Raw genomic sequence first — 20820 nt, forward strand, 5'->3', positions numbered from 1 at the left:
TTTCGCGCCGCCGCGGTCAGCGCAGCGGCCGCGCCGCCGCCAGCGGGGCGACCGCCGCCCGCACCCGCGGGTCGGCGAAGAACCCGTCGACGGTGACGGGCAGCGGGATGCGCCAGTTAGGGTACTCGTCCACGGTGCCCGGCAGGTTCGGCTGGCGCCGTTCGCCGACCACGTCCGCGGGTGCGGTGAGCACCAGCCGGGACGCCGCCGAGGCGAGCAGCGCGTGCAGCGCGACCACCAAGTCGTCGTCCGGAATTCCTTCGCTGGCAACCATTTCGAGCAGTGCCGATCGATCTTCGGCCGCCTCGGCGTACTCCTCCCGCACCGGACGGCCCAGCAGCCCGAGCCGGGCGCGGACCCGCACGTGCTCGGCGTCGAGCCAGCCGGTCACGGTCGGCAGGTCGTGGGTGGAGATGCTGGCCATCGCGTCCGGATCCCAGCGGTCCGGGCGCACGAACGGCTTGCCGGGCGCCTCCCAGTCGCGCTGGAACCACAGCACCGCGGAGCTGAGCAGCCCGCGTTCGTGCATCGTCTCGGTGACGACGTCCTCGACGGTGCCGAGGTCTTCGCCGACCACGACCGCGCCCGCCCGATGCGCCTCCAGCGCGAGCACGCCGAGCATCGCTTCGGCGTCGTAATGCACGTACGTGCCGCGGCCGGCAGGCTCGCCCGGCGGGATCCACCACAGCCGCCACATCCCGGCGACGTGGTCCACCCGGATGCCGTCGGCGTGCCGCAGCACTCCGCGCACGACGTCGCGGAACGGCGCGTAGCCAGCCTCGGCCAGCCGATCCGGCCGCCAGGGCGGGAGATTCCAGTCCTGGCCTTGCTGGTTGAACGCGTCCGGCGGCGCCCCGACGCGCACCCGCGCGGCGAAGACCTCCCGCTGTGCCCAGGTGTCCGCCCCGCCCGGATGCACCCCGACCGGCAGGTCGTGCACCACCCCGACCGGCATTCCCGCTTCCCGCGCGATCCGGCGGACGCGGTCGAGCTGCTCGTGGCACAGCTGCTGCAGCCAGCCGTGGAACTCGATCCGCTCAGCGAGTTCTTCGCGCGCCGCAGCGACTTCCGCACTCGCCGGGTCGCGCAGCGGCGCGGGCCACTCGCGCCAGTCGCTGCCGTGCACCTCGGCGAGCGCGCCGAACGCGGCGAAGTCGCGAAGGTCGTCATCCAGCTCGACCGGACGCGGATGATGCCGGCGCAGCAGCTCCAGCGCCGCGCACTTGGCGGTCCACACTGCGTCGTAGTCGATCAGCTCGCCGGTCGGTTCCGGTGCCAGCGCCAGCACTTTCCGCTGGACCTCTTCGCTCGCGCAGGCGAACGCTTCGGTATCGGCGACTCGCAAGTACAGCGGATTCGCATAGCGCCGGCTGGACGGCGAGTACGGCGACCGCTCGACCGGATGCGCCGGGCTGATCGCCTGCACCGGGTTGACGAGCAGCACGCCCGCCTGGAGCTCCTTCGCCGACCGCTCGGCCATGGTGGCGAGGTCTCCGAAATCGCCCATCCCCCACGACTGCCCGGAATGCAACGCGTACAGCTGGAGCATCCAGCCCCAGGCGGGAGGCACCTCGGGCAGCCGGTCCGGGACGACAGCGAGCGGCACGCGCTGCTCCGCGGTCACCACCTCGTGCCAGCCGAGCGGCAGATCCGCCGGGAGCACCGACCCGACCTCGCGAGTCGTGCCGTCCTCGAGTTCGACCGTCGCCGCGATGCCCAGTTCACGGGATTGCCCGCCGCGGACAACGAGCGTCGGCGGCAGCTTCCGCGCGGCCCGGGCCTCGCGCACCGCGGTCAACGCCCGCTGGACGGCCTCGGCACTGGACGCGTCGACGTCGAGCTGCGCCAAGACCGCGACGACGACGTCGGCATCGACGGTCACCTCGACCTGATCAGCGTTTTCGTAACGGGTGGCGACTCCGTGGGCGGCGGCCAGCTCGGCCAGCTCGGGAGTCACGTCTCGGTCCGGGGAAGGGGAATGCGCACGGGCCCAGTCTCGCCGCCCGCGCCGCCCGCCGCCAATCGCCTCGCCGCCGTGGACGAGCGAAGCGGTGACCGGCCGGTCGGGGGGCGTGCCGGCCGGTCACCGCCACGACAACAGAGAGGGCAAGCCGCCGCGGGAATGACGCGCGACCCGGGAGTTCACCCGTTCAGGGCCTTTTCGGGCACTCACCAAGCAGAACTCTCCAACCGGCGCTAAAGCTCCCGCCCCTCCGCCGGTGGTCCGTGAAGGGCCCCTTGAGGGACTTGGCTTGGGTTCTAGTGGTGGTTGCAACGCCTGAGTTGTTGAGGGGTTGCCGTGGCGGGGGTCCGGGAGGTTGCAGCGTCGCGGGGTCGGGGGAGGTTGGCGGCGGAACGCCGCCGGTATTTTGATCTTGTGGCGGAAGGCGTGGGAACGGTCGAGGCGTGCCGGGTTGTCGGGGTCGACCGGCGGACCGGGCACCGGTGGCGGCACGGGCGGCCGAGCCGGGCGGGGCGGACGGCCGTGCGGTCGCCGGCCCCGCCCTCGCGTCCGGCCCCCGTCGCCGATGCCCGCCCCGAGGCGCAGTCGCGGTTCCTGACGCAGCAGGAACGGCTGGCGATCGCCGACCTGCGCCGGGCAGGGGCCGGGGTCCGCGCGATCGCCCGGGAACTGGGCCGCGATCCCGCCACGATCAGCCGCGAACTGGCCCGCAACGCCCGTCCCGGCAGCCGCGGCTACCGGCCCTACGCCGCCCAGGCCCGCGCCGACGCGCGCCGCAAACGGCCCAAGACCGGCAAGATCGCGGCCTGTCCCGAGCTGCGCGACCTCGTGCAGGGCATGCTGCGCAAGAAGTTCAGCCCGGAGCAGATCAGCCAGCGGCTGCGCCGCGACCACCCCGACCGCCCGGAGCTGCACGTGACCCCCGAAACCGTCTACCAGGCCCTCTACGTCCAAGGCCGCGGCGAACTGCGCCGCGAACTGCACCGCGCGCTGCGCACCGGCCGCGCCGTGCGCAAACCCCGCCGCACCGGCGAAGCCCGCCGGCCCCGCTTCGCCGAACCCATGGTCATGATCAGCGAACGCCCCGCCGAAGCCGCCGACCGCGCCCTCCCCGGCCACTGGGAAGGCGACCTGATCATCGGCAAGGACGGAGCCTCCGCCATCGCCACCCTGGTCGAACGCGCCACCCGCTACACGCTCCTGGTCCCCCTGCCCCACGGCCGCGCCGCCGACGCCGTCCGCGACGCCCTCGTCACCGCCATGCACACCCTGCCCGACCACCTGACACGGTCCCTGACCTGGGACCAAGGCTCGGAAATGGGCCGCCACCGCGAATTCACCATCGCCACCGGCATCCCCGTCTACTTCTGCGACCCCCACAGCCCCTGGCAACGCGGCAGCAACGAAAACACCAACGGCCTGCTGCGCCAGTACTTCCCCAAAGGCACCGACCTCTCCCTCCACAGCCCCGAACACCTCGCCGCCGTCGCCGCAGAGCTCAACTGCCGCCCACGCAAAACGCTCGGCTGGGACACCCCAGCCGAACGCCTCGCTACACTCCTCACCGAAACCAGCTAATCCAGCCTGTGTTGCGACGACCCCTCGAATCCGCCTGGATTCCCTCAAGGGGCCCTTCACGGACCACCGCCCGAATCGCGCCGCCGGTCAGGCCGCCGGTCAGGTCGACGCGACCTGTCCCAGCTTTCCGGCCAGCCGGTCCAGCCAAGCCTCCACTCCCGCCGCGTCCCGGTCCGGCAGCCCGAACACCACCTCGGTGACCCCGGCCTCCGCCAGCCGGGCCAACCCCTCCGGATCCGGCCGGGGCCCCAGCGCCACCACTTCCGGCTGCCCCCGCCGTCCTTCCTCCGCCCACAACTCCCGCAACCGCCCGACCTTCCCGGCGATCTCCTCGACCGAACCCTCCCCCGGCGTGGTCATCCACCCGTCGCCGTTGCGCGCGATCCACCGGAACGTCCGCTCCGTCCCGCCCGCCCCCACCAGCACCGGGACCTTCTCCTGCACCGGCTTGGGCCAAGCCCAGCTGGGCCCGAACTCCACGAACTCCCCCGCGTAGCTGGCCTCGTCCTCGGTCCACAACGCCCGCATCGCCTCGAGATACTCCCGCAGCGCGGTACGCCGCCGGTTGCCCGGAACACCGTGGTCTGCGAGCTCGTCGGTGTTCCACCCGAAACCGACTCCGAGCGTCACCCGGCCGCCGGAAAGATGGTCGAGCGTCGCGATCGTCTTGGCGAGCGTGATCGGATCGCTCTCCACCGGCAGCGCCACCGCCGTCGCCAGCCGGATGGTGGAAGTGACCGGCACCGCGCTGGCCAGCGCGACCCACGGGTCCAACGTGCGCAGATAGCGGTCGTCCGGCAGCGAAGCGTCGCCGGTGCGCGGGTGCGGAGCCGTCCGCCGCACCGGGATGTGGGTGTGTTCGGGCACGTAGAAGGTGGCGAATCCGGCCTCTTCGGCTGCCTGTGCGGCGGCCGCCGGGCAGATTCCCCGGTCGCTGGTGAACAGCACGATCCCGTATCTCACCCCCAGCACGTTATTAGAACGTGTTTCAGTTTGCAACGGTGCGGCCGCTCCCGCCGAAACCCAGGCTTGACGTGGGCGTGCGCGGGTACTCCACTAGTAACTGCGATCACCGGCCCGTCCTGCCCGAGGAGGGGATCATGCTGCCCCATCGCGACCGCAGCGCCCTGCGGAAGATCGAAGAAGAACTCGCCGCGAGCGACCCCGAGTTCGCGGCCGCGCTGAGCCAGGACGTGCCCCCGGCGCAGTCCCGGTTCTGGCTGGCCACCCTCGTCCTGGCGGACATCACCGTCCTGCTGATGATCGGCTTCGGCCTGATGGCGGGCGAGACCGGCTGGTTCCTGTCGGGCCTGGCCGCCGCGGCGGGCCTGGGCTGGGTGCACCGCACGCTCCTGCGACGCCGGCGCGAACGCCAAGCCGAGGACCGCGCGTAGGGTTCAGCGCCGCGCGGCGCGTTCGAGCAGCGGCGTGATCCGGTACGGAACCATCTCGCGCATGACCAGCGCGTTGTTGGTGCGCTCGACGCCGGGGATCTCCAGGATTTCGCCGGCGATCCGGTACAGGTCGTCGGCGTCGGTCGCCACCACGTGCACCAGCAGGTCCTGCGCGCCGGTCAGCCCGCGCACCTGCAGCACCTCCGGCACCGCCGCCAGCGCGCGGCCGACCTCGTCGAGGAGCCGCTGCCGCGCCTGCACCGTCACGAAAGCGGTGAGCGGGTAGCCCAGCGCCGCCGGGTCCACCCGATGCTCGGCCGAGCGCAGCGCGTCCCCCTGTTCCAGCCGGGCCAGCCTGCTTTGCACGGTATTGCGCGAAAGACCCAGTTCGTCGGCGATCGCGACCGCGGTGGCCCTCGGATTGCGGCTCAGGGCGAGCAGGATCCGGGCGTCGGTCGCATCGAGCCGCTGGTCGTTGGGCATGATGCGCAGTCCTTTCCGCACCGGACGGTACCGCCTTGGGCGTTCTGCGCAACGTTTGGCGCACTGGTTGTGCACCTTACCCAGCTCTGCTGGACTGGCGGGAACGTTCCGCCCAAGAAAGGCCCGACCCCGTGGTGAGCAGCGCTGCCCCCGAACGCCTTCCGGACAACGACACGGTGACCGTCCTGCGCGAGGTGCAGGACCGGGTGCTGTGGCTGTCGGCCGCGATCATCGACCACGCGAACCGGGTGCGGCCCAACCCGACCGGACTGAAGGTCGGCGGGCACCAGGCGTCCAGCGCCTCAATGGTGTCGATCATGACCGCGCTGTGGTTCGCCCGGCTGCGCGCCGAGGACCGGGTTTCGGTGAAACCGCATGCCTCCCCGGTGCTCCACGCGATCAACTACCTGCTCGGCGACCTGGACGAGAAGTACCTGACGACGCTCCGCGAATTCGGCGGCCTGCAGAGCTACCCGTCGCGCTCGAAGGACCCGGACCGCGTCGACTACTCGACCGGTTCGGTCGGCATCGGCGCGACCGCCCCGATCTGGGGCGCGCTGGCGCGCCGCTACGTCGAGTCGCACGGCGGCGGCGCGGGCACCGGACGGCAGTACTCGCTGGTCGGCGACGCCGAACTGGACGAGGGCGCCTGCTGGGAGGCGATCCTCGACCCGAACGTCGCGGAGCTGGGCGAGGTCGTGTGGATCGTCGACCTCAACCGCCAATCGCTGGACCGGGTGGTGCCGAACATCGGCGCGACCAGGCTGCAGGGCATGTTCGAGGCGGCCGGCTGGCAGGTCCTGACCGTGAAGTACGGCCGCCTGCTGCAGGACCTCTTCGCCCGGCCCGGCGGCGACGCGCTGCGGCGGCGCATCGACGAGATGCCGAACCCCGAGTACCAGCGCCTGCTCCGCTGCACCCCCGCGCAGCTGCGGGAACGGCTGACCACGGCGGAACTGGCCCCGCTGCTGGACACCCTGGACGACGAGACGCTGCACGCCGCGATCCGCAACCTCGGCGGCCACGACCTGTCCGCGCTGCTGGACGCGTTCGACGCCATCGAGGACCACCGGCCGACCGTGGTTTTCGCCTACACCGTCAAGGGATTCGGGCTCGCGAGCGAGGGCCACCCGCAGAACCACTCGTCGCTGCTGACCGCCGACCAGCTGGGCGCGCTGGCTTCGCGGGTCGGGACCTCGCTGGACAATCCGTGGCAGAGGTTCGCCCCGGATTCCGCCGCGGCCCGGCTCTGCGCCTCGACAGCCGCCCGCCTGGAACGGGAACCGGTCTCCCTGCAAGCGGTTCCGGCGCTGCCCGAGGACATCGGCCGCACCCCGTCCGGACGCACCACGACGCAAGCCGCGCTCGGCCGGGCCCTGCTCGACCTCACCCGGGAAGCCCCGGAAGCGGCGGAACTCGTCGTGACCCTCTGCCCGGACGTCTCGTCCAGCACCAATCTGGGCGGCTGGGTGAACAAAGTCGGCGTGTGGTCGCCGCAGGAGCGGGTCGACTGGTTCGCCGACGACCCGGAGACCATCCTGCACTGGCGCGAACAGCCCAGCGGGCAGCACCTGGAGCTGGGCATCGCCGAGGTGAACCTGGTGAGCGCACTCGGCGAGCTGGGCACCACCTGGTCGCGCTGGGGCCGTCCGCTGCTGCCGATCGGGGTGCTCTACGACCCGTTCGTGGAGCGCGCGCTGGAACCGTGGTCGTTCGGCATCTACGGGGGCGGGCAGTCCATTCTGGTCGGCACCCCGTCCGGCATCACGCTGGCTCCGGAGGGCGGCGCGCACCAGTCGGTGACGACGCCGTCGGTCGGTCTCGAGCAGCCGGGCTGCATCACTTACGAGCCCGCGTTCGCACTGGACGTCGAGTGGACGCTGCTCGCTTCGCTGGCCCGCCTCGGCCGCCCGGACGGCACGTCCGCCTATCTGCGGCTTTCGACCCGCCCGGTGGACCAGAGCCTCGCCGCGGTGCCGACCGATCCAGCCGCCCGGGAACGCCGTCGCCGCCAGGCAGTCGCCGGCGCGTATCCGATCCGGACGGCCGCGGTGGCACGCCCGGACGTCACCCTCGTGACGATGGGCGCGATGGTGACCGAGGCGCTCGAAGCGGCCGATCGGCTGGACGCCCTCGGCAAGCACGCGGACGTCGTGTGCGTCACCAGTCCCGGGCTGCTGTTCCGAGCTGTCCAGGCGCGGGCCGGCCAGGACACCGCGGACACTTGGGTGCTGGAGTCGGCGCTGCCTTCGGAACGATCCGCGCCGATGGTGACCGTCCTGGACGGGCACCCGCACACGCTGGCGTTCCTGGCGAATGTGCATCGGGTGCGAGCAGCGCACCTCGGCGTGACGCGGTTCGGCCAGTCCGGGGATCTGGAGAGCGTGTACCGGCATCACGGGATCGATGCGGACAGCATCATCCGCGCCGCGCTGGATGTGGCTGACTGATTCTTCGGCCGTTTCCCTTTCCGGGCACGGGCCGCCGAGCTTCCCAGAGCTTGGCGGCCCGTTTTCTCTTGTACTGCAACAAGTTCTCCGCACGGTCGACCTGCTGCCCCGGCTTTGCCGATCCACAGCCCCGCCTCGCTCGATGTGACACCGGTCACGTTTCTCCGTTTTGAGAACCTTCGCCCGGGTCCGCCCCGACTACCCGGACGAACCCCCGCCCAGGAGGTTCGCCAGGTGTCCTCAATGGACACACGAGGGAGGAGAACAGAATGTCGTCGAAGACCCGGATTTCGGCCCGGACCCGGCTCGCCGCGGGCACGGTCGCCGCGGCCGCGGCCGTGATCGCAGGCGGAACGCTCGGAATCGCCGCCGCATCCGCGTCCCCCGCCGTGCCTGCCGTGTCGGCCGTGTCGGCCGCATCCGCAACGGCCGGCACCCCGGCAGGCCTCGCCGCGACCCCGAAGCCGCCGGCCGGCGCGCGGGCGGTCGTAAAGGTCGCCCCGAACCCGGCGACCCCCGGCGGAGAAGTCACGATCACCGGAAATTGCGGCGGCGGAAAGGGATTGAAGGCGGTGCTGGGCGGCTTCCCGGACAACCCGGCCCTGACCGACGTGCAGATCGTCGACGCGGGCCCGGACAAGTTCGAGGCGAAAGCCAAAGTCAGCCCCACGATCGGCGACGGAGTCGGCCCAGTCCTGGTGGACTGCGACGGCGAAGCCGGCGTGACCCTGATGGTCACGCACACCCAGCCGGGCAATGGCTGACCCGAGCCGCGCCGCGGCCGCCGCGGCAGCGGGATGACACGGCGCTGACGTCACCGACCCCAGCGGAACTGAGCCTGGCACCGGATCTGTTACGCCGCTTCAGGTTCGCAGGCTGATCCGCAGGCCGGACGCCTGCGCCCAGTCTCCCAACGGGTTCGAAGACGCGTGCCCGGCCGGCCTCGCGTCGGCCGGGCACGCCCGCTATCCCTGCGGTCCGTCCTGAACGCGCACCGGAGCCCACCCCAGCGAGACGCCGGTAGCTCGACGACCAGGGCCGCGACTTCCCTGCCGCACCACAGCCTTGCCGCCCACAGTCTTGCCGCAACACAGCCCTGCCGCGCCACAACCCTGTCGCAGCACTGCCCTGCCAGCATTCAGCCCGCGCGGCCTCCATCGCCGAACCCGCCGGACTCCGCCGACTCGGCCTGCGGCAGTCCACGGCGGCCCCGGGCAGCCAGCTTGTTCTCCCTCGCTGCTCGCCGCTCGATTAAGGCTGGTGCCGCGCCCTCTCGCCTCATTTCTCCTTAGCTGTGAGGCGATGTGCAGGCGCTGTGAGGTTGCTGTGGATCCCCCTTCCCGGGGTGCTTCCCGGCCGTCCGCGTGGTCATCTAGATACGTGAAGGTGACCGTTTCCCGTACCGCGCTCGTGGTCTGCGCCGCAGCCGTGCTCGTCGCGACCGGCAGCGCCAACGCCGTCGTCACGACTGCTGACGTGACCGGCACGGCGGAGGCCGCGCCGAGCAAGGCGGGCAACGCCAGCGCCTCCCCGTCGCCCACCACCACCGCGCCCAGCACCTCGGGAACCGCGACCACCGCTCCGTCGGCCACCGCTCCGTCCGCCGCCGGCACTCCGAGCCCCACCAGCTCCTCCCCCGCCAGCGCTCCGAGCGCCCCCGTCGCCAACGCGGACAGCGCCCCGGTCGCGAGTGCGGCAGTCGGCGCGTTGTTCTCCGGCGGCAAGCACTTCTGCTCCGCAAGTGTCGTGCACAGCCCCGGTGGCGACCTGATCCTCACCGCCGCGCACTGCGTCAACGGGGACGTCACCGCCATCAGCTTCGAGCCCGGTTACCACGACGGCATCGCGCCTTACGGCAGCTGGCAGGTCACCGCCGCGACGATCGCGGACGGGTGGACCTCCTCGGCCGACCCGGACCTGGATTTCGCGTTCCTCAAGGTCGCCCAGCCCGGTCCGGCGAGCCTCGAAAGCCTGACCGGCGCCAACCTGCTCGGCACCGACCAAGGGTTCTCGCACACCATCACCCTCACCGGCTACCCCGACGGCTCCGAACGGCCCGTCGTCTGCACTGGCACCACCACGCAGTCCGACACCTACCAGCAACGCGTCGCCTGCCCCGGCTTCCCGGACGGCACCAGCGGCGGCCCCTGGGTGATCAACGCCGACCCGAACACCGGCCTGGGCACCGTCGTCGGCGCGATCGGCGGGTACCAGACCGGCGGCGACACCGCGGATGTCTCCTACAGCGCCTACTTCGACGGCGACGTCGCCCAGCTGTACAACACCGCCATCAGCTGACCCTCCGCGAGGCAGCTCGGCCGAGCACCTCGATTGGACCGGACCAGCAGCACGCGCCGAGCGCACGGCCGGCTCCGGTTCCCCACCCGAACCGAGCAACCGCTCGCCCTGCCCGCGGAGCGACCTCGATCAGAGAATCCGCGGCTGCCTCCAGCCGAACTCCGCGCCACCAGCAAGCTGACCGGCTCGTCGAGCGCTCGGCTGAGCGCGCGGCGGAATCCGCCCTCAGGTCGAGCTGGGCGGCGCAACAGGCGCCTGATGCAGCGAAAGATTTTGTCCGGCGTGCTCGTCCGCGGCCCACGCGCCCGAGTCCGCTGTCCAGGTCTGGCCGGCGAAGCTCACCTTGTCGATGCCCAGTTTCGCCGCGCGGCCGACCAGCCAGCTCGCGATCCGCCAGCCTTCCGCCGGCGGGTGCGCACCGCTCAGCCGTGCGGTGCCGAGTTCGGCGCTGGCTGCCGCCACCAGGTCCGCGGGCGGGCTCAGCGTCAGATTCCGGCAGGTAAGGGCGGCCGGGTATTGGCCGGTCAGCGCACCGCCCAGGGCTGCGGCCTCGTCTTCCCACTGTGCGTACGCGTCCGGCGCGCCGGAGCGCTGCACCGCCTGTGCGGCTTCCGTGATCGGGAGGGTCTGCCAGTTGTCGAGTTTCGCGAGCTTCTTGTAGAACTCCGTCGCCGCGTAAACCGGGTCCTGCAGCTGGGCGGGCGTGCCCCAGCCCTGGCTCGGACGCTGCTGGAACAGACCGACCGAGTCGCGGTCGCCGCCGCTCAGGTTGCGGAGTTTCGATTCCTGCAGCGCGGTCGCCAAGGCCACCGTGACGGCGTGCGCGGGCAAGCCCTGCTTGACGCCGACGGCGGCGATCGTCGCGGCGTTGCCCATCGCGTCCGGTTGCAGCGTGTACTGCGGGGCCGATGCGTCGTTCGGGCCCTTCGGCAGGGCGACGGTGCAGCCGGGGGTCTTCACCGCGTTGTTGCTGGAAAACATGACCACTACGACGACCACGGCCGCGAGAGCCACGACGACCGCTGCGATCGCCGCCTTCACGCCAAACCCGCGCACCCGCTGCCCGCCCTTCCCCTGCACACTTCCGGTGCGCACAGTCTGCCCGGCAGGTCCGGCAGCGGGGCGTGCGGGTCGGCTCATCCGGCGTCGGGCGCGCCCAGGAAGATCGGGTTCGACATGGCGACCATCGCGTTCGGCGTAGTCGTCTTCGGGCCGCCCGACGGACGCCGGACCTCGACGCGCACCCAGCGGCTGTAGCGCGGGTATGTCGTCCACGCGACGGTCGCGGCACCGGACTCCGGCACCGTCTCGCTGTGCTCCGGGCCGAGCTGGTCGAGGAAGGTCACGGTGGTGCCTGGCACGCCGCGGACGACCGCGCGCACCTCGACCGGAGTGCCAGTGCCCGCGACCAGCCGGCCGCCGATGCCCGCGGTGCGGCCCGCGCCGGAGACCGAGAAGTCCAGCTGCACGTCTTTCGACTCGGCGAGCCACGACCGCCCCGCCTTGAGCCCGGCGAGCAGCTCCGCCCGGCCGAGCCGGTCCGCCTGGACGACCGTGTGCGGCAGCGCGACGGTCTGATCCGGGTTGTGCGCGTCCGAGTCGCCGATCGCCGGGATCCAGCGGCCGCCGCGCAGCAGTCCGTCCCAGTGCGTGACGCTCGCTTCGTCGTCCGCCGTCCACGGACCGTTCCAGACCTCGACCAGGTCGGCGATCTCGTAGGCGAACTCGTACGTGCAGCCGAAGCAGTTCGCGAACGGATGCGCGGCGGTGACCAGGCCGCCCGCCCGGTGCACCTGGTCGGTGAACCGGCGGAAGTCGGCCGGGTCGGCCGCTCGGTAGCGCCAGTCGATCCAGGTGCCGGCCGGCAGGCCGATGGCCGGCCAGTGCCCGGACCGCGTCGTGACCTCCTCGCCGTTCAGGATGAGCAGATCGTCGGTCGCGTAGTTGCCCCACACCAGCTGCGAGCTGGACGTGTTGTGGTCGGTGGACACGATGAAGTCCAGCCCGGCCGCTCGGGCGTCGGCCACCAGCTGCTCCGGGGTGCGCCGGCCGTCGGAGTAGACGGTGTGCAGGTGCGAGTCGCCGCGGTACCAGGAGCGGCCGCGATCGCGCGCGGGCGCCGTGAGCGGCGCCGGGTTCGGCTGGAACGGCGCGGCGGTGTCGCGGCCGAACGTCAGCGTGATGTCGACGCGGTAGTTGAGCCCCTGCGGCGCGACGGTGTACGGGCCGAGGATCACGTGCCAGCGCCCGGGCGTGATCGGCCCGGCGAGATACCCGGGGGTCGCCTCCGCTGCGCTGATCGAAAACCGGTCGCGGAATCCGCCCGACCAGCCCCGGAATCCGCGGCGGTTGCCGAGTTCGTACCCTTCCGGGCCGAACATCCCGATATCGCAAGCATTCCCGCGAGTGCCGGCGGGCACCGACGGCCGGTCGTAGGAGTAGACGACGTCGATCTGCTTCACGCCGCGCGGCACGTCGACCGGCAGGTAGTACCAGTCCGGCACGTCCGGCTGGAGGGTGCCGGTCACCGTTTTCGTCTGCTGCCCGGCGCCGGGCGCGGGCGCCGCGAACGCGACGCCCGGCAACATGCCCATCGCCGCCCCGGCCGCGACGACGCCGCCGGCCCGGAACAGGTTGCGCCGATTGAGTTCCCCAGTGGACATGCCTACCTCCGCGGATGAGAAGTCGCGCCGACGCTAGCCCCAGTCAGCACGGGCTTCAACGCCGTTCGGGTGAACAGTCGGCAACCCGGCTTTGGCCTGGACGGTCCGCGGGGCGGCGGTGAGCGCTGGCCGCGGTCACCTGTCAGTTCACGGTCAGCACCCAACCCGACCTCACCGCCCAGCACGCCCACGTCCTGCACGCCCTCGCCGCCCAGGACGCCCTCGCCACTCACCCGCCCTCACCGCCCCTCACCGCTCAGCCCGCCCCGCCGCTCGCCTCCGCGACCCGGTCCAGCCACTCCTCCACCAGTGCCTCGAACAACGCCGGCTGCTCGAACTGCAGGTTGTGCCCCGCCCGGTCCAGCACCGCGTAACTCGCCCTCGGGTAGTGCCCCAGCAGCGCGTACTGCTCCGCGAACCCGGTCGACGCGTCCTGCCGTCCGCAGACGATCAGGGCCGGTTTCCGGTACCGCGGGCCGCTTTCCGGGTCTTCGGCCAGCGGCCACGCGGTCCGCATCCGGTCCAGTGCGGCGAAATCCGCTATCGCCAGGCCGGGCGCGACGTCGGCGCGGAACCGGGCCAGCGTTTCCGCGGACTGGACCACCGCCAGGCCCCCGTACTCCTCGGCCTCCGCCGGGTCGAGCGCCGCCAGCAGGCCCGGGTCCGCGCGCACGACCGTGTGCTCGGGCACGTCCCGCTCCAGCGTCGGCACCGGGCGCCCGACCGGGCAGACCAGCGCCAGCCCGGACACCTGCGCTGGCCGCGCGTGCGCCAGCCCGCGGGCCAGATAACCCCCGTACGACTCGCCGACCAGGAGGAACGGCTCGTCGCCGAGCACCTCGTCGACCAGTCCGCTCAGCGCGGCGAGCAGGTCGTCCGACCCGCGTGCGGACCCGGCCGGCGACCGCCCCATCCCGGGCAGGTCCGGGTACAGCCGCCGGTAGCCGGGCCGCCGCTCGAAGACCGGTTCCAGGCAGCCGGTCATCAAGCGGTGATCCGGCGTCCAGCCGTGGACGGCCAGCACCGGCGTGCCGGTGCCGTGTTCGACGTAGTGCATGAACTCCCCATCGTCTCGACCTCGCGATCCGGTCGGCACTGGTGTACCCCAGGGCACCGACAGTTTCGGGACGAACAGCCGGAGCACCCGACGGGAAGAACTCGCCGGCGGCAAGCCAAACGCATTTCCGGGAGAATTGACCGGACTGTTATCCGCGTGAGCTGATCAATTCTCTTTCCGATTCCGGGCGGCCTTCGGCCGGCCGGCGCGGAACACAAGCAAGCAGAAGAATCCCTGCCACGACGCCCAGGAGCACGTGGCCGGCGACGGCACACAATCCGCACAATGCGGTCCATAGGACGATCTTCATTCACCGAGTGTAGGGCGGCGAACAATCGACGTCCGGATACTTGGGAAAGACTTAGGGTTGGCCGGCGCCGGATTCCGGACCCGTCCGGAACGGAAAGGGTTGCCTTTCCTTTCCCGGCGGAGGCGGGACTGTCCGCGCGGCGGGCGGCGGCGTCCGGCAGGATCGGGAACGTGCCCACGCCCGGAACCAGCGCCCTCGTCGTGACGCTCCCGTCCGCCGTCGTCCTGCTCGAAACCGCGGCGGCCGTCGACCCCGGTCTCGTCCGCCCCGGCCTCCCGCCGCACGTCACCGCCTTGTACCCGTTCCTGCCCGCGGACCGGCTCACCGAGCGGATCGACGCCGAGGTGCGCCAGCTAGCCAGCGAGTTCCCGCAAACCGACGTGCCGCTGACCGACCTGGTCACCGCCCCCGGGTTCGTCGCGGCCGCGGCGCCGGCGCTCCAGCCCCTCGCGGACGCCGTTTGCGATCACTGGCCGGGCGTGCCGCCGTACGGCGGCCGTTTCGGACCTCATCCCCCAGCGCACCTGACGATCGCTCTTGGCGGCACTGACGAACAGCGCGCCGAAGCGGCCGACAGGGCCCGCGCAGCGCTGCCGCTCACTGCGTTGGCGGACACGCTGCATCTGGTCGTGCTCACCGAACAGGGCTGGCAGCTCCGGGTGTCGGCGAACCTCGGAATGCCTGCGCGATAGCCCGCAGCCGTGCGACGTCAGCGGCGAAGGCGGTCTCTTCGGACAGTTCCGGCACTTCGTCCGACGCAGTGTTCGCGGAGCTGCGAAGCACCTGTACAGCCGCAGCGGGCGACAGGGAAGGACCGACGCCAGACAGCAGCAGACCATCGTTGATCTCGCTCATCATGGTCAACAGTCGTTCCCTGCCAGTGCCCGCGACGTCCTCGAGCCGTACGACGTCCGGGTAACGCGCGGCCAGGTATTCGCGCAACGGCCGCAGCTTCGCCCGCGTCCGCGCGTCGCGCACGGCGCGCCCTGCGGCAGGCAACGCGGGCACGACCAGGCCGACGACGATCAGCAAGACCGAGACCGCCGGAAAGCCCACTGCCAGGGAACATCGGACCGTCGAGAACGCTCCGCGACACAGTTTCATGACCGGATGCGCCGCCGTCACGTCAGCGACCAGGTCGACCAGTTTGCCTGCCAGGTAGGCAAAGGCGAAGGCACACGCAACAAGCAGGATGCCCAGCCCGGCCCGCAGCGCGCCGGTACCTGCGCGTACCGCGCCCGCGGACACGACAGCGATGTCCGCGACCGCGAAGCCCAGGTACAGCGTGTACACGGCGATGTAGACCACGAGCGTCGGATTTGACCGGTAGAGCGTGTCGAAGAGGCCTACGCCGGTTGGCAGCCCTCGTGTCGCGAAGAAGGACGCCGTCAGCACGACGAGCGCCGTGACCAACGCCCCGAGCCGCGCGCGCCGTCGACGCTCCGCTACGCCGCCGATCTCCGCGACAGTCACTTCGATGCCGTACGCAGCCACCATTGTCGCGAGGTTGGACAGCAAGCGGCCAAGGCTCGGGTACAGCTGACTCTCGACCGCCTGCGCGCTGTCGGCGAGCAGGCAGAAGGCAACCCCGAGTGCGATCAGGCTGGTCGCCAGACCGGCGCCAGCGCCAGACCGGCGCGCTCGCACCGCGCGCCAGATACCGACGGCGAGAGAGAACAGGCCGACCCCAAAGAACAGCGCGTCGATCATCCGCGCGCTACCCGAGCAGCGACGCGAAGCGCCGCGCGCGATCGGCAGCCGGACCAGACGCGCCCGGCCGCAGCTGCGCGTCTTCCGAGGTGGCGGCGCTCATCAGGAACACGGCAATGAGCTCCGCTTCGTATTCGTCCGCATGAGTCGTGACGCGAGTCAGCAAGTGCGACAGCAGGTGCGCGCTGAGGTCAGGAGCAACAGCAGCCGCTTCCGCCTCGGTGAGCACGCACTCGCCGCGGTGCTCGCACAGCAGGTGGGCGATCTCGTGCGCGATGATGTGGTCCTGATGCAGCGGTGAGGTCCCCGCCGCGTATGCGATCAGGTCGAAGTCCTCGTGCCGCTGCCACGCCCCGGACGGCTGACCGGGCGCGTAGTCCACGGCGACCAGGTCGATGTCCCGTCCGCGATGCTGCTCCAGCCGGTCGATCCACGCGTTCATCGACCACGGCCGCGGCGCCGGCACGTGCCGCAGCAGGTCGCGCACCCGCGTACGGGCGCGTACACGCACGCTTGGATCGATGTCCCCTCCCGAGGAGATCGGCGGCTGGACCAGCCGTGTGCACCAGGGCGCATCCGGCACTCCCAGCATAGCCGTCTGGATCACTCCGGCTTGCGCCCGCGCCGGGTGCGCTCGCGTCCCGCGGTGTAGCTGCCGAGCTGGTCCATCAGGGCGGAAACGGTCTCCCGATCGCGCGGGGACAGCCGCATCGCGCGCTGCGCCAGGTCGCGAGCCTGGGTGTCGCGCCAGGCGACGACGTTGGCGACCTGCTCGTCGACCTGGCCGGCGACCTCGTCGTCGAAGAAGTAGGTGACCGGCACGCCGAAGAACTTGGCGAGCGCCTGGATGTGCGAGCGCTTCGGGTCGCGGCGGGCGCCGACGGCGAGCTGCTGCACGTGGGTGGCGGACATGGTTACCCCGGTGACGTCGGCGACGCCCTGGGCGATCTCCCGGTAGGAGTACGGCTTGCGGTCCGGGGGATGCACCGTCGCGATGAGGTGCGCGAGCCGCCGCGCGAAGCTGCTCTCCTCCGCTTGCTCGGCCATGCCGTCCCCCAACACCGTCTTGTCCGCGTGACAGGAGTCAGCATAACCGTCACGGAAACTTGACACCAGGTGTCCTGTTACGGATACACTCTCCTCGCGCATCGTTTAGAAAACTAAACACCGGGATCCGCGTGCGGCCGCTGGGGGTGACCGCACGCGGTCCCACCCTTGTCCGCACATGGCATACACAGGGTGCGGCGGTAGGTTGTGCGCCATGGCACTCCCCCAGAGTCCCGATAGGACGCCAGTCGTGGTCACCGGCGGCAGCGGATTCATTGGCCGCGCGGTCGTGCGGGCGTTCCGCGAGCACGGCTATCCGGTCACTGTCGTGGATCGCGTGCGGTACGAGACGTCGGACGAGGGCGTGCGCGTTGTCGAAGGCGACCTTCGCGACGCTGAGACGCGCGAAGCAGCTGTCACAGCGGGCGTCGGCGGGGTCGTGCACCTCGCCGCACTCACTTCGGTGCTCAAGTCGGTGGAGCTGCCACGCGACACGTACGCGGAGAATGTCGCTGTCACGCACGAACTTCTCGAGCTGTGCCGCGAACGCGGCGTACCGCGGTTCGTACTCGCGTCGACGAACGCAGTGATCGGCGATGTCGGCACGGACACCATCACGGTCGACCTGCCGACGAAGCCGCTCACGCCGTACGGTGCCACGAAGGCGGCCTGCGAGATGCTGCTGTCGGGTTACGCGGGCGCGTACGGGATGACGACCTGCGCGCTGCGGTTCACCAACGTGTACGGCCCCGGCATGTCGCACAAGGACAGCTTCGTGCCGCGCATGATGCGCGCGGCGTTGAACGGCGAAGGCGTCCGCGTGTACGGCACGGGCAAGCAGCGTCGGGATCTTGTGCACGTAGACGACGTCGTACGCGCCATCGTGCTCGCATACGAGAGCGGTTACACCGGCCGTGCGATCGTCGGCGCCGGACATTCCGTGTCAGTGCTGGAAATGGTCGAGACCGTGCGCGAGGTGACTGGCGCGGAGCTGCCGGTCGAACACGTTGCCGCCCCGGCCGGCGAGATGCCCGCGGTGGTCGTGGACGTGTCGGCGAGCGCGGAGACGATCGGCTACCGGCCGCAGATCGGCCTCGCCGAAGGACTGGCGACCGCCTGGAAATACTTCTCCGGGCTGGACCGGGCCGGGGCGCGGTGACCGCTTTTCTCCGCCGCCACGCGTTCCTGCTGGTGCTCCTCGCCGCGGGAACCACGTTGCGGGTGCTGGCCTGGGTCGCCTACCAGCCCGCCCTGCTGTACATCGATTCCTTCCGCTACCTGGACAACCTGCACGCGCTGCGCGCCGACGGCCTGAACCCGATCGGCTACGACCTGCTGCTGCGGCCGCTGCTCGCGGTGGGCGGGCTGTCGCTGGTCACCGCGATCCAGCATCTCGGCGGACTCGCGATCGCGGTGGGGAGCTACGCGCTGGCCCGCCGGCTCGGCGCGCGGCATTGGGTGAGCGCGCTGGCCGCCGCGCCGCTGCTGCTCGACGGCTACCAGGTACAGATCGAGCAGAACATCATGGCCGAGCTGCTGTTCGAAGCCCTGCTGCTCGGTCTGCTGTGGCTGCTGCTGGCGAAGGGCACGCCGAACTGGCGGCGGATCGCGCTGGCCGGCCTGGTCATCGGCTTGAGCGTGCTGGTACGGCTGATCGGCATCACGCTGGCCGTGCCGTTCCTGCTCTACGTGCTCGCGGCGGGCAACGCGTGGCGATCGTGGCGCGGCTGGCGCAATGCCGCCGCCGGACTCCTCGCGATGCTCGTCGTCGTAGTGCCGTATGCGGCGGAAGTCAAAGCACAGACCGGGAAATGGGGGCTGTCCGGCCCGTCCGGCAGCATGCTCTACGGCCGCACCGCCGCTGTCGCGGACTGCGCGAACCTGCGCCTCGACCCGGCGCTGATGAGGTTCTGCCCCACCGAGCCGGTCGAGAACCGGCTGGTGGACAACTACACGCACGCCGACCTCGACCCGGCCTGGCCCGGCCCGCTGCCGCCCGGCGCGGACAAGGGCGCGCTGGCGCACGAGTTCGCGATCGACGTGCTCAAGGTGCAGTGGCCGGACGTCGCGGCGTCGATCCTCGGCGACTTCGCGAAGAGCTTCCAGTTCACTCGCGACACCGCGGTGACCGACGTGCCGATCGACCGGTGGCAGTTTCAGCTGACCTATCCGGAATTCGCCGAACCCGGGGTGATTTCGGCCGTCACCCAGCAGTACGACGGAAGAAACCCCAAGGTCGACGAACCGATCGCGGTGTTCCTGCGCGACTACCAGATCAACGGCGGTTTCGTGCCCGGCGCGGTACTCGGCTTCTTCGCGTTGCTCGGCCTGCTTACCGTGCTTCGCCGGAAGAGACCGCGCGACAAGGCGCGCAGCGGCGCGCTGTTCGCCGCGGGCACTGGCTTGTTCCTGCTGTTCGCGTCTGCGGTCTTCGAGTTCTCCTGGCGGTACCAACTGCCCGCGCTCGTCCTGCTGCCCGTTGCGGGCGCGCTCGGCTTCACAACGCTCACCGCGGCGAGCCGTCGCCGCCTGGGCAGTTTTCCCGACGCCGTCGACGAAGGCGCACTTGCCGACTTCCACGGCCGGCACCCGGGCGCGAAGCTGTCCGAGCTGACTGTCGTGATCGCGGCGTACAACGAAGCAGGCGGCATCGGGCAGGTGCTCGAGAAGATGCCCGACGAATGCCTCGGGCTGCCGGTTGACGTACTGGTCGTCGTAGACGGCGGTACGGATGACACTGCGGCCATCGCGGAAGACCATGGCGCGTACGTGTGCGTCGCGCCGACTAACCGCGGCCAGGGCGCCGCGCTGCGGCTTGGCTACCACCTTGCCGCGGAGAACGGCGCGAAGTACATCGTCACCACTGACGGCGACGGCCAGTACGACAACAGCGAAATGGCCGATCTGGTCGCGCCGCTGCTGGAAGACACCGCGGACTTCGTAACGGGTTCCCGGCGGCTGGGGCACGAAGAAGCCGACAGCCGGATGCGCTGGCTCGGCGTACGCGTCTTCGCCTGGCTCGCGTCGCTGCTGACCTGGCGGCACATCACCGACACGTCGTTCGGCTTCCGGTCGATGCACGCGAAGCTGGCTTGCGAAATCCCGCTCAACGAACCGCAGTACCAGTCATCGGAACTGATGCTGGGCGCCACCGCCCGCGGCGCGCGCGTGCTCGAACGGCCGATGAGCATGCGGCTGCGCAAAGCCGGGAAGAGCAAGAAGGGCGGCAGTGTCGTGTACGGCGCGAACTACGCGCGCGTCATGACAGGGACGTGGTGGCGGGGGTACGTGCTGCGCCGCGGTCGAAAACGAACCGGTCGAGCATCGTGAACTTCGCGAGGAACACCAGTGCGTAGCTGAGTACGTACGCCGCGTCGAGCAGCACCACCCACCAGAAGTGCGACAGGTGCATCGGAGCGAGCAGGTGCCCGGTGAGAGTGGTCAGGCCGACCGAGGCGAGGCCGCCGAGCGAGATGACGAGGACGTACGGCAGCAGCTCGCGGCCCAGCTCGGGGCGGCCGCGTCGGCCCCACACCCAGCGCCGGGTGAGGAAGAAGTTCAGCACCGCGCCGGCCGCGAACGCGCTCGCGCTGGCCAGCCACGGGGCGCCGTCCGCGGCGAGCACCGCGATGAGGGTGACCTGGCTCAGCAGCGTCGCGGCCACCGAACTGGTGGCCGCGCGGGCGAAGCGCACCAGGCCGCGGCGGCGCGGCGTGGGCGTTTCTTCCGTCGTGCGAGGGTTCGCCGGGTTGGTTACCGTCGTCATGTACCCCAGTGTCCCCTCGGGCGGCCGGCTTCGCCGTCCCGCCCCCCGGCCCACAGCGGATTCACAGCTCGCTGCCAGGTGCTGATCAGCGCTCGGCGATT

General features: G+C 71.1%; 18 protein-coding genes. 8 read left to right on the forward strand and 10 right to left on the reverse strand.

All coding sequences use genetic code 11. The annotated features are described in order from the left end of the window. Positions 1 to 16: 16 nt before the first annotated feature. Positions 17 to 1957, reverse strand: coding sequence for a 4-alpha-glucanotransferase (gene malQ, locus AMYBE_RS0115280; RefSeq protein WP_020660262.1), 1941 nt, complete (start codon positions 1955 to 1957; stop codon positions 17 to 19). Between the two features lie 420 nt (positions 1958 to 2377). Here malQ and AMYBE_RS0115285 point away from each other — a divergent pair, with 420 nt between their 5' ends. After that, positions 2378 to 3541, forward strand: coding sequence for an IS30 family transposase (locus AMYBE_RS0115285; protein ID WP_020660263.1), 1164 nt, complete (start codon positions 2378 to 2380; stop codon positions 3539 to 3541). Between the two features lie 99 nt (positions 3542 to 3640). Here AMYBE_RS0115285 and AMYBE_RS0115290 read toward each other — a convergent pair whose 3' ends face one another. Next, on the reverse strand, positions 3641 to 4504 hold the full coding sequence (locus AMYBE_RS0115290) for an LLM class F420-dependent oxidoreductase (protein WP_027927672.1): 864 nt from the start codon (positions 4502 to 4504) through the stop codon (positions 3641 to 3643). 137 nt (positions 4505 to 4641) lie between these two features. Between AMYBE_RS0115290 and AMYBE_RS41750 the strand changes: the two genes are divergently transcribed. After that, positions 4642 to 4935, forward strand: a complete 294-nt coding sequence (locus tag AMYBE_RS41750) for a DUF3040 domain-containing protein (protein ID WP_020660265.1) — start codon at positions 4642 to 4644, stop codon at positions 4933 to 4935. 3 nt (positions 4936 to 4938) lie between these two features. On the opposite strand, the gene AMYBE_RS0115300 is transcribed toward AMYBE_RS41750, so the two are convergent. Beyond that, entirely contained in the window at positions 4939 to 5418 is a 480-nt protein-coding gene (locus tag AMYBE_RS0115300) for an Lrp/AsnC family transcriptional regulator (protein ID WP_020660266.1), read from the reverse strand. 131 nt (positions 5419 to 5549) lie between these two features. Between AMYBE_RS0115300 and AMYBE_RS0115305 the strand changes: the two genes are divergently transcribed. The 3 genes from AMYBE_RS0115305 to AMYBE_RS0115315 all read left to right on the forward strand — a co-directional run bounded on the left by AMYBE_RS0115305 (position 5550) and on the right by AMYBE_RS0115315 (position 10166). Beyond that, entirely contained in the window at positions 5550 to 7868 is a 2319-nt protein-coding gene (locus AMYBE_RS0115305) for a transketolase-like TK C-terminal-containing protein (protein ID WP_020660267.1), read from the forward strand. A gap of 269 nt (positions 7869 to 8137) precedes the next feature. Continuing rightward, positions 8138 to 8632 carry a hypothetical protein gene (locus tag AMYBE_RS0115310; RefSeq protein ID WP_020660268.1) on the forward strand — a complete coding sequence of 165 codons (495 nt, stop codon included), beginning with the start codon at positions 8138 to 8140 and terminating at the stop codon, positions 8630 to 8632. Positions 8633 to 9248: 616 nt separating this feature from the next. Continuing rightward, on the forward strand, positions 9249 to 10166 hold the full coding sequence (locus AMYBE_RS0115315) for a trypsin-like serine peptidase (protein ID WP_020660269.1): 918 nt from the start codon (positions 9249 to 9251) through the stop codon (positions 10164 to 10166). Between the two features lie 225 nt (positions 10167 to 10391). Here AMYBE_RS0115315 and AMYBE_RS0115320 read toward each other — a convergent pair whose 3' ends face one another. The 3 genes from AMYBE_RS0115320 to AMYBE_RS0115330 all read right to left on the reverse strand — a co-directional run bounded on the left by AMYBE_RS0115320 (position 10392) and on the right by AMYBE_RS0115330 (position 13886). Beyond that, the gene (locus tag AMYBE_RS0115320; RefSeq protein ID WP_245573200.1) at positions 10392 to 11261 is read right to left on the reverse strand and encodes a hypothetical protein; all 870 of its coding nucleotides are present in this window, start codon (positions 11259 to 11261) and stop codon (positions 10392 to 10394) included. Positions 11262 to 11302: 41 nt separating this feature from the next. Next, the gene (locus AMYBE_RS0115325; RefSeq protein WP_020660271.1) at positions 11303 to 12829 is read right to left on the reverse strand and encodes a CehA/McbA family metallohydrolase; all 1527 of its coding nucleotides are present in this window, start codon (positions 12827 to 12829) and stop codon (positions 11303 to 11305) included. A 256-nt stretch (positions 12830 to 13085) separates the two neighbouring features. Beyond that, positions 13086 to 13886: an alpha/beta fold hydrolase gene (locus AMYBE_RS0115330; protein WP_020660272.1), complete on the reverse strand. Its 801-nt coding sequence runs from the start codon at positions 13884 to 13886 to the stop codon at positions 13086 to 13088. Between the two features lie 480 nt (positions 13887 to 14366). On the opposite strand from AMYBE_RS0115330, the gene AMYBE_RS0115335 reads away from it, so the two are divergent. Beyond that, entirely contained in the window at positions 14367 to 14888 is a 522-nt protein-coding gene (locus tag AMYBE_RS0115335) for a 2'-5' RNA ligase family protein (RefSeq protein ID WP_027927673.1), read from the forward strand. Here the strand turns inward: AMYBE_RS0115335 and AMYBE_RS0115340 are convergent. The 3 genes from AMYBE_RS0115340 to AMYBE_RS0115350 form a co-directional block, all read right to left on the reverse strand. Next, complete coding sequence (locus AMYBE_RS0115340; protein ID WP_020660274.1) at positions 14830 to 15906, reverse strand: hypothetical protein; 1077 nt, start codon at positions 15904 to 15906, stop codon at positions 14830 to 14832. The two genes, AMYBE_RS0115335 and AMYBE_RS0115340, sit on opposite strands and share 59 nt — an antisense overlap. A gap of 7 nt (positions 15907 to 15913) precedes the next feature. Next, positions 15914 to 16417, reverse strand: a complete 504-nt coding sequence (locus tag AMYBE_RS0115345; RefSeq protein ID WP_154676214.1) for a hypothetical protein — start codon at positions 16415 to 16417, stop codon at positions 15914 to 15916. A gap of 92 nt (positions 16418 to 16509) precedes the next feature. Continuing rightward, positions 16510 to 16953, reverse strand: a complete 444-nt coding sequence (locus tag AMYBE_RS0115350) for a hypothetical protein (protein WP_020660276.1) — start codon at positions 16951 to 16953, stop codon at positions 16510 to 16512. 214 nt (positions 16954 to 17167) lie between these two features. Here AMYBE_RS0115350 and AMYBE_RS0115355 point away from each other — a divergent pair, with 214 nt between their 5' ends. Next, positions 17168 to 18112 carry an NAD-dependent epimerase/dehydratase family protein gene (locus tag AMYBE_RS0115355; protein WP_027927675.1) on the forward strand — a complete coding sequence of 315 codons (945 nt, stop codon included), beginning with the start codon at positions 17168 to 17170 and terminating at the stop codon, positions 18110 to 18112. Beyond that, positions 18109 to 20283, forward strand: a complete 2175-nt coding sequence (locus AMYBE_RS0115360) for a glycosyltransferase family 2 protein (protein WP_020660278.1) — start codon at positions 18109 to 18111, stop codon at positions 20281 to 20283. Before AMYBE_RS0115355 ends, AMYBE_RS0115360 begins: the two co-directional genes overlap by 4 nt. On the opposite strand, the gene AMYBE_RS0115365 is transcribed toward AMYBE_RS0115360, so the two are convergent. Further along, a complete protein-coding gene (locus tag AMYBE_RS0115365; RefSeq protein WP_034287015.1) occupies positions 20213 to 20719 on the reverse strand; it encodes a GtrA family protein in 507 nt (168 codons plus the stop codon). The genes AMYBE_RS0115360 and AMYBE_RS0115365 overlap by 71 nt on opposite strands. Between the last annotated feature and the right edge of the window lie 101 nt (positions 20720 to 20820).

This window comes from Amycolatopsis benzoatilytica AK 16/65 (assembly GCF_000383915.1).
Taxonomy (GTDB): domain Bacteria; phylum Actinomycetota; class Actinomycetes; order Mycobacteriales; family Pseudonocardiaceae; genus Amycolatopsis; species Amycolatopsis benzoatilytica.